Annotated in this window: 13 protein-coding genes; 5 read left to right on the forward strand and 8 right to left on the reverse strand. The window is 67.6% G+C overall.

Going from position 1 to position 13,439, the window contains the following annotated elements:
- The first annotated feature begins 23 nt into the window (after window positions 1-23).
- Both mutS and IPF36_RS19355 read left to right on the forward strand, forming a co-directional pair.
- Window positions 24-2,726, forward strand: a complete 2,703-nt coding sequence (gene mutS / locus IPF36_RS19350; protein ID WP_133097536.1) for a DNA mismatch repair protein MutS — start codon at window positions 24-26, stop codon at window positions 2,724-2,726.
- Window positions 2,723-3,757, forward strand: a complete 1,035-nt coding sequence (locus IPF36_RS19355; RefSeq protein WP_135704956.1) for a metallophosphoesterase — start codon at window positions 2,723-2,725, stop codon at window positions 3,755-3,757. Before mutS ends, IPF36_RS19355 begins: the two co-directional genes overlap by 4 nt.
- An 83-nt stretch (window positions 3,758-3,840) precedes the next feature.
- On the opposite strand, the gene IPF36_RS19360 is transcribed toward IPF36_RS19355, so the two are convergent.
- Window positions 3,841-4,368, reverse strand: a complete 528-nt coding sequence (locus IPF36_RS19360) for a peptidylprolyl isomerase (protein ID WP_029046911.1) — start codon at window positions 4,366-4,368, stop codon at window positions 3,841-3,843.
- Window positions 4,369-4,379: 11 nt separating this feature from the next.
- Here IPF36_RS19360 and IPF36_RS19365 point away from each other — a divergent pair, with 11 nt between their 5' ends.
- The gene (locus tag IPF36_RS19365; protein WP_195429607.1) at window positions 4,380-5,585 is read left to right on the forward strand and encodes a cupin domain-containing protein; all 1,206 of its coding nucleotides are present in this window, start codon (window positions 4,380-4,382) and stop codon (window positions 5,583-5,585) included.
- Between the two features lie 199 nt (window positions 5,586-5,784).
- Window positions 5,785-6,027 carry a hypothetical protein gene (locus tag IPF36_RS34750; RefSeq protein WP_084402413.1) on the forward strand — a complete coding sequence of 81 codons (243 nt, stop codon included), beginning with the start codon at window positions 5,785-5,787 and terminating at the stop codon, window positions 6,025-6,027.
- Between the two features lie 77 nt (window positions 6,028-6,104).
- Here the strand turns inward: IPF36_RS34750 and IPF36_RS19370 are convergent, their stop codons facing one another.
- The 7 genes from IPF36_RS19370 to IPF36_RS19400 form a co-directional block, all read right to left on the reverse strand.
- Complete coding sequence (locus IPF36_RS19370; RefSeq protein ID WP_133097505.1) at window positions 6,105-6,893, reverse strand: MBL fold metallo-hydrolase; 789 nt, start codon at window positions 6,891-6,893, stop codon at window positions 6,105-6,107.
- A 72-nt stretch (window positions 6,894-6,965) separates the two neighbouring features.
- Window positions 6,966-8,198 (reverse strand): outer membrane protein assembly factor BamC, encoded by a 1,233-nt coding sequence (gene bamC, locus IPF36_RS19375; RefSeq protein ID WP_133097506.1) that lies wholly within the window; start codon window positions 8,196-8,198, stop codon window positions 6,966-6,968.
- A 48-nt stretch (window positions 8,199-8,246) separates the two neighbouring features.
- Complete coding sequence (gene dapA, locus IPF36_RS19380) at window positions 8,247-9,131, reverse strand: 4-hydroxy-tetrahydrodipicolinate synthase (RefSeq protein ID WP_133097507.1); 885 nt, start codon at window positions 9,129-9,131, stop codon at window positions 8,247-8,249.
- Window positions 9,132-9,278: 147 nt separating this feature from the next.
- Window positions 9,279-9,866, reverse strand: coding sequence for a bifunctional 2-polyprenyl-6-hydroxyphenol methylase/3-demethylubiquinol 3-O-methyltransferase UbiG (locus tag IPF36_RS19385; protein ID WP_133097508.1), 588 nt, complete (start codon window positions 9,864-9,866; stop codon window positions 9,279-9,281).
- Between the two features lie 10 nt (window positions 9,867-9,876).
- Complete coding sequence (locus IPF36_RS19390; protein ID WP_133097509.1) at window positions 9,877-10,542, reverse strand: site-2 protease family protein; 666 nt, start codon at window positions 10,540-10,542, stop codon at window positions 9,877-9,879.
- Between the two features lie 113 nt (window positions 10,543-10,655).
- Entirely contained in the window at window positions 10,656-11,279 is a 624-nt protein-coding gene (locus IPF36_RS19395) for an L-threonylcarbamoyladenylate synthase (protein ID WP_133097510.1), read from the reverse strand.
- A gap of 40 nt (window positions 11,280-11,319) precedes the next feature.
- Complete coding sequence (locus tag IPF36_RS19400; protein WP_133097511.1) at window positions 11,320-12,165, reverse strand: 3',5'-nucleoside bisphosphate phosphatase; 846 nt, start codon at window positions 12,163-12,165, stop codon at window positions 11,320-11,322.
- Between the two features lie 181 nt (window positions 12,166-12,346).
- On the opposite strand from IPF36_RS19400, the gene IPF36_RS19405 reads away from it, so the two are divergent.
- Window positions 12,347-13,432 carry an NAD(P)/FAD-dependent oxidoreductase gene (locus IPF36_RS19405; RefSeq protein ID WP_135704955.1) on the forward strand — a complete coding sequence of 362 codons (1,086 nt, stop codon included), beginning with the start codon at window positions 12,347-12,349 and terminating at the stop codon, window positions 13,430-13,432.
- Window positions 13,433-13,439: the final 7 nt, after the last annotated feature.

Here is a 13,439-nt window from a genome sequence, read left to right on the forward strand (position 1 = left end):
ACCGCCAGACAGGCTAAATGGCAATGGGATTGCAGAAGAAAACCGACCCTGAACAGGCACAGGCAGACGCCGCAGGCAGCCGCCACACGCCAATGATGCAGCAATACCTTCGCATCAAGGCAGACCACCCCGACACCCTGCTGTTCTATCGCATGGGTGACTTCTACGAGCTGTTCCACGACGACGCCGAAAAGGCCGCGCGCCTGCTCGACATCACGCTGACCGCGCGCGGCGCCTCGAATGGCGTGCCGATCCGGATGGCCGGCATTCCCTTCCATTCGGCGGACCAATACCTGGCACGGCTGGTAAAGCTCGGCGAGTCGGTGGCCATCTGCGAGCAGATCGGCGATCCCGCCACCAGCAAGGGACCGGTAGAGCGCAAGGTGGTGCGCATCGTCACGCCGGGCACGCTGACCGACGCGGCGCTGCTGCCGGACAAGGTCGACACTTTCCTGATGGCGGTGCACCAGCAGACCACGCGCCGCGGCATCAGCAAGACCGGGCTGGCGTGGCTGAACCTGGCCAGCGGCGAACTGCGCCTGATGGAGTGCGAGGTGGCGCAACTGGGCCGCGAGCTTGAGCGCATCCGCCCGGCCGAACTGCTCTATGCCGACGGCATCGACCTGCCGGCGCTGGCCTGCGCGCGCACGCGCCTGCCCGAATGGCATTTCGACCAGGATGCGGGCTCGCGCCGGCTGCGCGAGCAGCTGGGCGTGGCGAGCCTCGATCCGTTTGGCTGTGCCGGTCTGGGCGCGGCGATCGGCGCCGCCGGCGCGCTGCTGAACTACGCAGCCACCACGCAGGGCCAGTCGCTGCGCCACGTGCAGGGCCTGAAGGTAGAGCGCGAGTCGGAATACATCGGCCTGGATTCGGCCACGCGCCGCAACCTGGAACTGACCGAGACGCTGCGCGGCGGCGAGTCGCCGACGCTGTTCTCGCTGCTGGATACCTGCTGCACCACGATGGGCAGCCGCGCGCTGCGCCACTGGCTGCACCATCCGCTGCGCGACCCGGCCGTGCCGCAGGCGCGGCAACAGGCCATCGGCGCGCTGATCGACCAGGGTACCGATACGCTGCGCGCCGCGCTGCGCCGGCTGGCCGACGTCGAGCGCATCACCTCGCGCCTGGCACTGCTGAGCGCGCGCCCGCGCGACCTGTCCTCGCTGCGCGACACGCTGCGCGCACTGCCCGACGTGCAGGCCTGCATCCGCGACGAACAGGACAGCGCGCTGCTGGCGCAGACTCTGCAGGACCTGGCCGTACCGCAGGCGTCGCTGGACCTGCTGGTGCGCGCGGTCGCCGAGGAACCCGCGACCGTGGTGCGCGACGGCGGCGTGATCGCACGCGGCTACGACACCGACCTGGACGAGCTGCGCGATATCTCCGAGAACTGCGGCCAGTTCCTGATCGACCTGGAAGCGCGCGAACGCACGCGCACCGGCATCGCCAACCTGCGCGTCGAGTTCAACCGCGTGCATGGGTTCTATATCGAGGTCACCAACGGCCAGGCCGACAAGGTGCCCGACGACTACCGCCGCCGCCAGACGCTGAAGAATGCCGAGCGCTATATCACGCCCGAGCTGAAGTCGTTCGAGGACAAGGCGCTGTCGGCGCAGGACCGCGCGCTCGCGCGCGAGAAGCAGCTTTACGATGGCCTGTTGCAGGCACTGCTGCCGCATATCGGCGAGCTGCAGCGCGTGGCCGGCGCGCTGGCGCGCCTCGATGTGCTGGCGGCGCTGGCCGAGCGCGCGCAGACGCTGGACTGGTCCGCGCCCGAGCGTGTGCGCGAGAACGTGGTCGACATCGTGCAGGGCCGCCACCCGGTCGTGGAAGGCCAGCTGGCAGCGGAATCGGTGGCGTTTATCGCCAACGACTGCCAGCTCAACGAAGCGCGCAAGCTGCTGCTGATCACCGGCCCCAACATGGGCGGCAAGTCGACCTTCATGCGCCAGACCGCGCTGATCGTGCTGCTGGCCTGCGTGGGCGCCTACGTGCCGGCGCGGCGGGCCGTGATCGGCCCGATCGACCGCATCTTTACCCGCATCGGCGCGGCTGACGACCTGGCCGGCGGGCGCTCCACCTTCATGGTGGAAATGACCGAAGCCGCCGGCATCCTGCACCACGCCACGCCGTCTTCGCTGGTGCTGATGGACGAGATCGGCCGCGGCACGTCCACCTTCGACGGGCTGGCGCTGGCGTGGGCGATCGCGCGCCACCTGCTGTCGCACAACCGCAGCCATACGCTGTTCGCGACGCACTATTTCGAGCTGACGCAGTTGCCGCAGGAATTCCCGCAGGCCGCCAACGTGCACCTGTCCGCGGTCGAGCACGGTGATGGCATCGTATTCCTGCATGCGGTGCAGGATGGCCCCGCCAGCCAGAGCTATGGCCTGCAGGTGGCGCAGCTGGCCGGCGTGCCGCAGCCGGTGATCCGCGCCGCGCGCAAGCACCTGGCATGGCTGGAGCAGCAATCGGCCGATGCCACGCCGACGCCGCAGCTCGACCTGTTCGCGGCGCCGACGCTGCCGGACACCGATGACGACGATGACGACAAGGGCGAAAGCCATGCCCCGGCCACGCCGCAGCGGGCCGCACTGGCTCCGGAGCATGCCGCGCTGATCGACACGCTGGCCGACCTGGACCCGGACAGCCTGACGCCGCGTGCCGCGCTCGATGCGCTGTACCGGCTCAAGTCGCTTGCAGGCGAGGCGGTCGGTACGGCATGAACGCCAGGCGCCGGCACGCCGGCCGCATCCTAGCCGCGGCATTGCTGCTGTGCGCGGCCAGTACCGCATGGCCGGCACCCGCCGGCCGCGGGGGCAAGGCCGCGCCCAAGCCGAAGGTGATGCGCGTCGCGCTGATCGCCGACCTGCCGCAATGGCCTGCCGCCGAGGCCAACGCCACCGCACTGCTCGACAGCTTTGCCGAACGCAGGCTCGACCTGGTGATCCACGCCGGCGGCATCAAGGGCGATACCGAATCCTGCAGCGACGCCATCCTGACGAGCCGCCAGCAGCTGCTGGCGCAGTCGCCGTTGCCGCTGCTCTACGTGCCGGGCGAAACCGACTGGGCCGAATGCCGGCTCCCGGTCAACGGCAAGTTCGACTCGGTCGAGCGGCTGAACCGCCTGCGCGAGCTGTTCTTCCCCGAGGACGCCACGCTGGGACAGCATCCGCGCCCGGTGGTGCGGCAGTCCGACCAGGCCCTGTTCCGCACCTTCCGCGAGAACGCGCGTTTCGTGCTCGGCGACATCCTGATCGTCGGCCTGAACGTGCCTGGCGACAACAACCACTACCGCAACGAGGGCGGGCGCAACAGCGAGTTCGAAGACCGGCGCGAGGCTAACCGCCAGTGGCTGGCACGCGCGTTCTCGCTGGCGCGGCAGCGCGACATGAATGGCATCGTCGTGGTGGCCCATGCCGACCCGCACTTCGCCAACGGCTGGGAGAAGAAAGGCCGCCCGACGCTGCTGGACGGGTTCATGCGCCACCGCACGCGCGACGGCTACCTGGAATTCAAGCGCCAGCTGCGCGACCTGAGCGCGCGCTTTCCCGGCCAGGTGCTGCTGGTGCATGCCGGCGAGAGTGGCTTCGGCATCGACAAGCCGCTGCGCGACAACGCCGGCAAGGTGCTGCAGAATTTCACGCGGGTTTCGCTGCCGGACAATACGGTGGCGCAATGGACCGAGCTGGTGATCACGCCGAACGCGGCGGCGCCGTTCTCGGTTTCGCTCCGGGACGCGCCGGCCACGCCCTGAGCCGCGGTGCCACGCCCATGCAAAACGCCCATGAAAAAAGCCGGCTAGGCCGGCTTCCTTCATGGGCCACGGAGGGCGCGGGATCAGTGCAGCGTGCGCGGGGTATCGTCGTCCTCGTCCTCGTCCACCACCTCGATACCCGAGGCGCCGTGGGCGTGGCCGTGCTCGATTTCCTCGGCGGTGGCCTCGCGCACTTCCGAGACCTTCAGCCAGAAGCGCAGCGCCATGCCGGCCAGCGGATGGTTGCCATCCAGCACCACCTTGTCTTCGGCCACGTCGGTCACGGTGTAGATGACGGAGTCTTCTTCATCGCCGTCCTCGGGCATGCCTTCGAACTGCATGCCGACTTCCAGAGGCTCGGGGAAGCGATCGCGCGGCTCGACCTTGACGAGTTCGGCATCGTAGTCGCCGAAGGCATCTTCGGGCTCGAGCTGCAGCTGGGTCTCGAAGCCGGTGTCATGGCCGTCGAGCGCTTCCTCGATCTTGGGGAACGTGCCATCATACCCGCCGTGCAAATAGACCATGGCTTCATCTGACTCTTCGATCAGATTGCCTTGCGCGTCCGACAGCTTGTACATCACGGACACTACCGTGTTCTTAGCGATTTTCAATTCTTGACTCCATGAACGATTCCGCATTATACGCACAGGCCCTGCCCCCTGGCCCCGTCGATCCAGACACTCCGCTCGACCTGCTTGGTGGCATGACGCCGGCTGCATTCATGCGGGATGTCTGGCACCGCAAGCCACTGCTGATTCGACAGGCGGTACCCGGAATCGTGCCGCCTGTGTCGCGCGATGCGCTTTTCGACCTTGCCGATCGCGACGAAGTCGAATCGCGCCTGGTGACGCACTTCCGCAATCGCTGGAAGCTCGAACATGGTCCATTTGCGCGCGAAAACCTCCCCGCCGTCAAGACCCGCCAGTGGACTTTACTGGTGCAGGGCGTGAACCTGCACGATGCCGCAGCGGCCGAGCTGATGGGCCGCTTCCGCTTCGTGCCCGACGCGCGCCTGGACGACCTGATGATCAGCTACGCGTCCGATGGCGGCGGCGTCGGTCCGCACTTCGATTCCTACGACGTATTCCTGCTGCAAGTCTCGGGCCGGCGCCGCTGGCGCATCTCGTCGCAGACCAGCCTGGAGCTGGTCCCGGACATGCCGCTGAAGATCCTTGCCGATTTCAGCGCCGAGGAGGAATGGGTGCTGGAGCCGGGCGACATGCTGTACCTGCCGCCGCAATACGCCCACGACGGCGTCGCCGAAGGCGAATGCATGACCTGCTCGATCGGCTTCCGCGCGCCGGCCTACCGCGAACTGGCGGGTCACTTCCTGGCGTGGCTGTCCGAGACGGTGGAGGACAACGAAGACCTGGGCGGGCGCTACGCCGATGCCGGCGAACGTGCGGCGACGAAGCCCGCGCAACTGCCCGCCGGTATGGCCAAGGCCGTGGCCGAGCGGCTCAAGGCGCTGCAATGGAATTCGCAGATGGTGTCGGAATTTCTTGGCTCCCATCTGTCAGAACCGAAACCCGGGGTCGAATTCGCGGAGATATCCGACCTGCCGCAGCGCCGTTATGAGAAACTTGCGGCCCAGCATGGCGTCGTTCTTGCACCCGCCTCGATTGCACTTTACGACCGGAACAATTTCTTCCTCAATGGGGAAGCCTACGAGCCGCCGGCCGAATTGATGCCCTGGCTGAAGAAGCTGGCCGATAATCGCCACCTTAGTGGCGATGATGTTGCCGCATGTGCCGTTCTTCCTGACCTGATGGAGACTTTTCATCACTGGACACAGGAGGGATGGCTACAATTGGGACCCCGGCTGTAATAATGCGTAACATTGCAATTCAGTAAATTTCGGCGCTACACAAGCCGGGAAAACGCGGATATAATCGTTGGCTGGCTAGTACTGTGGACCACTGCATATGTCGGCACCCGGGAGGGCCTCTATTTTGCAGTTCAAGAGCGATAATTACCGGTAATTATTCATCGCCTGTTTTCCGTTATTACAAGTTAAAGGACGAACAATGAAGAAGTCTCTCCTGATCGCATCGCTGCTGGCCGCTGTTGCTCTCGCCGCTTGCGGCAAGAAGGAAGAACCGGCTGCTCCGGCCGCTGACACGGCTGCTCCGGCTGCCGCCGCTCCGGCTGCTGAAGCTTCGGCTCCCGCTGCTGAAGCCCCGGCTGCTGCCGCTGCTGACGCCTCGGCCCCGGCTGCTGAAGCCTCGGCTCCGGCTGCTGACGCTTCGGCTCCGGCTGCCAAGCAGTAATCGGTTTCGACCGACAAAAAAACCGGCCTTCGGGCCGGTTTTTTTTATTGGGCGCCGCAAGGCGCGTCGTGCTCGGTTCAGGCACGCACCGCTTGCCAGTCCAGCCCCATTTCCTGATCGGCTACCAACACTTCCGAAGGCAACGCGCCCAGCGCCGCAGCCAGCGCGCCCGTTGCCAGCTCACGCGTGTTGTTCTGCTTGCTCAGGTGTGCCGCCACGACGCGGTTCAGGCCGGCATGCGCGACCTGCCCCAGGATGCTCGCCGCCACCTCATTGGCCAGATGGCCGAAGTCACCGCCAATCCGCCGCTTCAGCGACGCCGGGTAGACCGAGTTGCGCAGCATCTCGCGGTCGTGATTGCACTCCAGCACCAGCGCATCGACACCTGAGAGGCGCGCCGTCACATAGGGCGTTTCCATGCCCGCGTCGGTCAGCACGCCCAGGCGCGACTGCCCATCGGACAGCACGAACTGCAGCGGCTCGCGCGCGTCGTGCGGGACCGTGTATGGCATTACCTGGATGCCGCCAATGGCAAAGGCGTGGTCTGCGCCGCAGACGCGCACATCGGCAAGGTCGGCGCCACGCATATGCGAGGTCGCCAGCCAGGTGCCGTGGCTGGTGTGGACCGCCAGCCGGTGCCGTGCCGCAAAGGCGTAGGCCGAGCCGACATGGTCGCCATGCTCGTGCGTGACCAGCACGGCGTCGAGTTGGTCCGGCGTGACGCCAAGCCGCTCCAGGCGCCGCGCGGTCTCGCGGATGCCGAAGCCGCAATCAAGCAGCACGCGCGTGGTGGTGGTGTCTTCGCGGGATTCGATCAGCAGCGAGTTGCCCTCGCTGCCGCTGCCGAGGAAGGCGAAGCGCATCATGGCCACGCCCTCCCCGCCGTGCAGTTGGCAGGCCGGCCAGAACGGCCGGTGGTTGAGCCGGTCACCGCCGGCTCAGTGCAGTTGCTCGTCGAGCAGCGACAGGATGCGCTTGCCGATTTCGCCGTTCTCAGGCTGGCCGGCATCGTTGAGCACCGTCACCAGCGTGCCGCTGCCGGTACCCTTGAGCGCCACGCGGTATTTCTTGGCGGTCTTGGGATCATCCGGCTTGGTGAACAGCTTGGAGAAGAAGCCACGGTTGTCGACGTTGGTGCGCGGATCCACGTAGCGCACGTAGTACAGGCCCTGGGCACGGTCGCGGTCTTCGATGGTGAAGTTGACGCGATCCAGCGACAGGCCGACCGAGCGCCAGGCGCGATCGAATGGCTCCGGCAATTGCAGCGCCGGGGCGCCATTGACCTGGGCCAGGTAAGACTTCTGTGCAGCGCCGCCGGCTGCGGCAGCCGTAGCACCGGCTGCGCCAGCCGCGGCCGCATCGGCCGTCGCGGCGCTGCTGCCGGCCGCCGCCGGATTCTTGGCCATGCGGTCGGCCTGTTCCTTCTGCACGCCCAGGCGTTGCGCCAGGCGCGACAGGAACTCGGCTTCCAGCTCGGGATCGGCCGGCCGCGGGGTCCAGACGGTGCTGGACTTGTCGATGCCGGTCAGTTGCTCCTGCGCGCCGCGGTGGCTGATGAACACTTCCAGCGTGCCGTTCTGCGCACGCTCGACGCGGGTGCGGAACTTGTCGCGCTCGGAGGTCGAGTACAGGCCGTCGAACACCTTGCCGATGGTATTGCGGATGATGTCCTGCGGGATCTTGGCGCGGTTCTCGGCCCAGTCGGTCTCCATGATGCCGGTCTCGGGCGAGTCCTGCACCAGCAGGAAACCGCTTTCCTGCCAGAAACCACGCAGTTGCTGCCACAGCTGGTCGCCGCGCATGCCGTTGCTGATCACCAGCCAGCGCGTGTTGCCGTCGCGCTCCATGCGGATGCCCTGCGCCGAGGGGAGTACGTTCTCGGTCGGGGATTGCTCGCGCACCTTGGTCGCCTGGCTATAGGTCGACAGCGTCGAAGTGCCGTTGGCATCGGGCACCGAGTAGCGGCGGTCGCCTTCCAGCTTGGTCAGGTCGGGCGGGATGTCCAGCGTAGGGGTGCGCTTCGACGCCGACGACTTGTAGTCGATCTTGTCGGGCTGCATCGCTTCGTTGAGGCTGCTGCAGCCGGTGATCACGCCCGCGGCCAGCACGGGCACAACCAGGGCGGCGCGGCGGACTTGCGTCGCGCCGCGGCGGTTAAGCTTCGATTTCATTGACACGCAATCCTAGTTGAGGGAGCGACAGCAAGACGCCGCGGTAAATCAGGCCAGCAGGCCGGCGGCGGCCAGTGCCTTGCGTACGGTTTCGTGGTTGGATTCCGACAGCGGGGTCAGCGGCAGGCGGATGCCGCCTTCCATCTTGCCCATCTGCTGCAGGGCCCACTTCACCGGGATCGGATTGGCTTCGACGAACATGGCCTTGTTCAGTCCGATCAGTTCCATGTGCAGGCGGCGCGCGGTGACGACGTCGCCCTTCAGTGCCGCCGCGCACATCTCGTGCATCTTGCGCGGGGCCACGTTCGCAGTGACCGAGATATTGCCCTTGCCGCCCAGCAGGATCAGCGCGACCGCGGTGGGATCGTCGCCGCTGTAGATGGCAAAGCTTTCCGGCGCGTCGTTGATCAGCTGCGCGGCCCGGTCGATATTGCCCGTGGCTTCCTTGACGCCGACGATGCCCGGCACCTGCGCCAGGCGCAGGATGGTGTCGTTGCTCATGTCGGCAACGGTGCGGCCCGGCACGTTGTACAGCAGCACCGGCAGCTCCACCGCTTCCGCGATTGTGCGGAAATGGCGGTACATGCCTTCCTGGGTCGGCTTGTTGTAGTACGGCACGACCTGCAGCGATGCGTCGGCACCCACCTTCTTGGCGAAGGCGGTCAGCTCGATGGCCTCCTTAGTGGAGTTGCCGCCGGTGCCCGCGATGATCGGGATGCGCTTGCCGGCCTGTTCCACGGCCACGCGGATCAGCTCGCAGTGCTCCTCGACGGAAACCGTCGGGGATTCACCGGTCGTGCCGACGATCACGATGGCGTCGGTACCCTCGGCGACGTGCCAGTCGACCAGTGCGCGCAGGGCCGGGAAGTCCAGGCTTCCGTCCTCATGCATCGGAGTGACGATGGCGACGATGCTGCCGGTAATCTGTGTCATAACGTTAAGGAATTCGGGATGCGAATAACGGGATTGTACCGGAACCGCAGGCGGCTTCGACCGCCGGCGGCAGGCAGGATGACTCGGGGTTGATACCAACTGTTTCAACGTGTGCAGCGCATTCTCGCCGACAGCGCACACGCGCTTTCAGGGGTCCAGGCGGTAGCGTGCCGGGGTGGCCGCATCCGGCACGGCGGCGGCCTCGCGCACCGCACACAGGCGCTGCACGAAGGCCGTTTTCGGCACTTCCTGCACGCCGTCTTCATAGGCGATGACGCGCAGTCCATGCGTGCGCGCCACATCGAGCAACTCTCCGGGACGGAGCAGAAAGTCGGGCCGCGACGGCTTGCCGACGGTCTCGTTGCCCGCCGCGAAGGTCTCGTAGAGCCACACCCCGCCCGGCGCCAGCGCCGCGGCCAGGTGCGGCCACAGCGGCCGGTGCAGGTAGTTGGTGACGACGATGGCGTCGAACGGCGCCTCGTCGGCCAGCGGCCAGGCCCCCTGCTCCAGGTCGGCCACGCGCCCGGTCACGCCGGACGGCAGCGCGGCAATGGCGGCGGCATCGCGGTCAACTGCCAGCACCGCATGCCCGCGCGCGGCCAGCCAGGCGGCATGGCGGCCGCTGCCACAGGCCAGATCAAGCACGCGGGCACCGGGACGCAGCAGGTGCGCCCAGCGGGTGACCCAGGCGGAAGGTGCGGACAGGCCGGCATGCGGCGCTGGAACGTCGCTCATGGCGCCCCCGTCAGTGCAGCAGCATCACGACCGGGCGCAGCATCAGCTCGATCAGCGACATCAGCACGTTGACTACCGGCGTCATCCAGATAGTGGTGATCACGCCCGCGGCGACCAGCGCCAGCACCACGAAAATCCCGTAGGGCTCGATGCGCGACACCGCGCGCGCCACGCCCTGCGGCAGCAGTGCGGTCAGCACGCGGCCGCCGTCCAGCGGCGGCACCGGGAACAGGTTGAAGGCGGCCACCACCAGGTTGACGCGCACGCCGGCCAGCGCCATTTCGCCAAAGAAGGGTTCGCGCACGCCGGCCCACGTCAGGCCGATCGCCAGCAGCACCCAGACGAAGGCCTGCACCACGTTGCTGGCGGGGCCTGCCAGCGCCACCCACATGCCATGCCAGCGCGGATTGCGCAGGCGCTCGAACACCACCGGCACCGGCTTGGCATAGCCAAACACGAACTGGCCGCTGGTCATGATGTAGAGCAGCAGCGGCACCGCGATGGTGCCGATCGGGTCGATATGGCGGATCGGGTTCACGCTGACGCGCCCGAGCGAATAGGCCGTGTTATCGCCGAATACTTTGGCCACATAACCGTGCGACGCCTCGTGCAGCGTGATGGCGAACAGCACCGGCAGGGCATAGACCGCGAAGGTCTGGATAAGGGAGGAATCCATGTCGGCTATTGTAACGGGCCGCCGGCTTGCCAGGCGCACGGCGGCGCACCTGTGGCGGCGGCGCACCGCGGGCCTGGCGCCCGAAGTCCAGAGCCCGGGTTCAGAGCCCGGGTTCAGAGCCCGAAGCGCGAGATGTCGCCGCGGCCGGCGCGCACCAGCTCGGGCTCGCCGCTGGTCAGGTCGATCACCGTGGTCGGCTGCGCCGGCGCCGGGCCGCCGCAGACCACCAGGTCGAGCTGCTTCTCCAGCCGGGCGCGGATTTCCGCCGGATCGTTGAGCGGCTCGTCGTCGCCGGGCACCTGCAGCGTGGCCGAGATCAGCGGCTCGCCCGCTTCGCCCAGCAGCGCCAGCGGGATGGCGTGGTCGGGCACGCGTACGCCGATGGTCTTGCGCGCCGGGTGCGACAGGCGCCGCGGCACTTCCTTGGTGGCTTCCAGGATAAAGACGTACGGCCCGGGCGTGGCGCCCTTGATCCAGCGGTACTGGCGGTTGTCGACGCGAGCGAAGTTGCCCAGTTCGGACAGATCGCGGCACATCAGCGTCAGGTGGTGGCGATCGTCGATGCCGCGCAGCCGGCGCAGGCGCTCGACCGCGTGCTTGTCGTCGAGCTGGCAGGCGAGCGCGTAGCTGGAATCGGTCGGCAGCGCGATCAGTCCGCCCTTCTGCAGGATCTGCGCGGCCTGCTTGATCAGGCGCGACTGCGGGTTGAGCGGATGGATCTCGAAGTACTGGGACATGCAGGGCGCCTTTGGTTTTGCTTTTCGTTGGGCTGGCTGGTTACCAGTCGTGCCAGACCGGCGTGACCGTGGACGGCAGCGGCGGCAGCGTGCCGAGTTCGACCCGGCCTTCGCCGGGTCCGTGGAAATCCGAGCCGCGCGAGGCCAGCAGCCCGTAGTGGCGCGCCACCTCGGCATAGCGGCGGTACTGGTCCGGCGTGTGGCTGCCGGTCACGACCTCGACGGCGCCGCCGCCGAGCGACTTGAACTCGTCGAACAGGGCATCGTGCTGGGTGTCGGTGTAGTGGTAGCGGCCTGGGTGCGCCATCACGGCGATGCCGCCGGCGGTGCGGATCCAGCCCACGGCTTCGGACAGGCTGGCCCAGCGATGGCCGACATAGCCGGGCCGGCCTTCCGACAGGTATTCGCTGAACACGTCGCCGATGGTTGCGCAGTGGCCCTGGTCAACCAGCCAGCGCGCGAAATGGGTGCGCGAGATCAGGTCGGGATTGCCAACGTACTTCAGCGCGCCCGCGTAGGCGCCTTCGATGCCGACCCTGGCCAGCGCCTCGGCGATGTCGCGCGCACGCCGGGCACGTCCCGAACGGGTGTCGGTCAGGCCATCGATCAGCTCGGGACAGAACGGGTCGATCTGCAGGCCGACCACATGCACGGTCTGCCCGGCCCACGTCACCGATATCTCCACGCCGGGCACATAGCGCATGCCGAATTCTTCGGCCGCGGCGCGCGCCGCGGCCTGCCCGCCGACCTCGTCGTGGTCGGTCAGCGCCCAGTACTGGACGCCCGCATCGCGCGCGATCTCAGCCACCGCGCGGGGCGACAGCGTGCCGTCGGACACGGTGGAATGGCAGTGCAGGTCGGCGTTGATGGCGTGGGCGTTTTGCATGGGGCTCATTCTACTCCGATCGCCCTTTGCCAGCGTGGCGCCGGCGGCCTGCCGGAGGTGGTCCGGCGCCCATGGCAAAGCCCTGCCGGCAACGCTGGCGTCGCCGGGAAACGGGCTGGCGCGGGGTATAGTCGGGCTTTGCACCATCTTCCGCGGGCCGTCCGTGCCCGCCTTGCCCACCATGTCTACCGACGCCACCACCGCCGCGACCACGTCCGCCGTCACCACCACTGACGTCCTGATCGTGGGCGCCGGCCCGGTCGGGCTGTTCGCCGCCTTCCAGGCCGGCGTGCTCGGCCTCAAATGTGAACTGATCGACGTGCTCGACCGCGCCGGCGGCCAGTGCACCGAGCTGTATCCCGAGAAGCCGATCTACGACATCCCGGCCGTGCCCGGCTGCCTGGCGCAGGAACTGGTGGACCGGCTGCTGGAGCAGTGCGAGCCGTTCGCCTTCCCGATGCATTTCGGCCAGCGCGCCGAAAGCGTGTCCGAAATCCCCGGCGCCCCAGCGCAGGACGGCCATCCGGCGCACCAGCGCATGCTGGTCACCACCGATGGCGGCAAGCGCTTCGATGTCGCGGCGGTGCTGGTCTGCTCCGGCGCGGGCGCGTTCGCGCCGCAGCGCGTGGCGCTGCCCGAGGCCGCGGCGCTGGAAGATCGCCACGTGCACTACGCCGTGCGCGATGTATCGCGCTTTGCCGGCAAGCGCGTGATCGTCGCCGGCGGCGGCGATTCGGCGCTGGACTGGGCGCTGGCGCTGCGCAAGGTGGCCGCGCGCGTGACGCTGCTGCACCGGCGCGAGGGCTTCCGCGCCGCCGATGGCACCGTGGCCGAGATGCGCGCCGCGGTGGCGGCCGGCGAGATGGATTTCGTGGTCGGCATGCTCGGCACCCTGCGCACCGACGGCGATGCACTGGCCGAAGTGGAAGTGCGCACCCGCGACGGCAGCCAGATGCTGCCCGCCGATGAGCTGGTGGCGCTGTACGGCCTGGTGTCCGAACCCGGCCCGATCGCGCAATGGGACATGGACATGCGTGCCGGCCGCATCCTGGTCGACACCACCACGTATGAAAGCTCGCGCCGCGGCATTTTCGCCGCGGGCGATATCGCCTTCTATCCCAACAAGCAGAAGCTGATCTTGTCAGGCTTCCACGAAGCCGCGCTGGCGCTGCGCAAGGCGTATCACTACGCCTTCCCGGAGAAGGCGCTGGTGCATGTCCACACCAGCAACAACGCCGCGCTGAAGGAAAAGCTCACCCACGCCTGAACGCGGG

It is taken from the genome of Cupriavidus sp. IK-TO18 (assembly GCF_015549295.1).
Taxonomy (GTDB): domain Bacteria; phylum Pseudomonadota; class Gammaproteobacteria; order Burkholderiales; family Burkholderiaceae; genus Cupriavidus; species Cupriavidus oxalaticus_A.

Excerpts from the sequence above, each read along its gene's own strand:
- mutS (WP_133097536.1), top strand. The coding sequence starts at position 24 with ATGGGATTGCAGAAGAAAACCGACCCTGAACAGGCACAGGCAGACGCC.
- IPF36_RS19355 (WP_135704956.1), top strand. The coding sequence starts at position 2,723 with ATGAACGCCAGGCGCCGGCACGCCGGCCGCATCCTAGCCGCGGCATTG.
- IPF36_RS19365 (WP_195429607.1), top strand. The coding sequence starts at position 4,380 with ATGAACGATTCCGCATTATACGCACAGGCCCTGCCCCCTGGCCCCGTC.
- IPF36_RS34750 (WP_084402413.1), top strand. The coding sequence starts at position 5,785 with ATGAAGAAGTCTCTCCTGATCGCATCGCTGCTGGCCGCTGTTGCTCTC.
- IPF36_RS19370 (WP_133097505.1), bottom strand. The coding sequence starts at position 6,893 with ATGATGCGCTTCGCCTTCCTCGGCAGCGGCAGCGAGGGCAACTCGCTG.
- bamC (WP_133097506.1), bottom strand. The coding sequence starts at position 8,198 with ATGAAATCGAAGCTTAACCGCCGCGGCGCGACGCAAGTCCGCCGCGCC.
- dapA (WP_133097507.1), bottom strand. The coding sequence starts at position 9,131 with ATGACACAGATTACCGGCAGCATCGTCGCCATCGTCACTCCGATGCAT.
- IPF36_RS19385 (WP_133097508.1), bottom strand. The coding sequence starts at position 9,866 with ATGAGCGACGTTCCAGCGCCGCATGCCGGCCTGTCCGCACCTTCCGCC.
- IPF36_RS19390 (WP_133097509.1), bottom strand. The coding sequence starts at position 10,542 with ATGGATTCCTCCCTTATCCAGACCTTCGCGGTCTATGCCCTGCCGGTG.
- IPF36_RS19395 (WP_133097510.1), bottom strand. The coding sequence starts at position 11,279 with ATGTCCCAGTACTTCGAGATCCATCCGCTCAACCCGCAGTCGCGCCTG.
- IPF36_RS19400 (WP_133097511.1), bottom strand. The coding sequence starts at position 12,165 with ATGCAAAACGCCCACGCCATCAACGCCGACCTGCACTGCCATTCCACC.
- IPF36_RS19405 (WP_135704955.1), top strand. The coding sequence starts at position 12,347 with ATGTCTACCGACGCCACCACCGCCGCGACCACGTCCGCCGTCACCACC.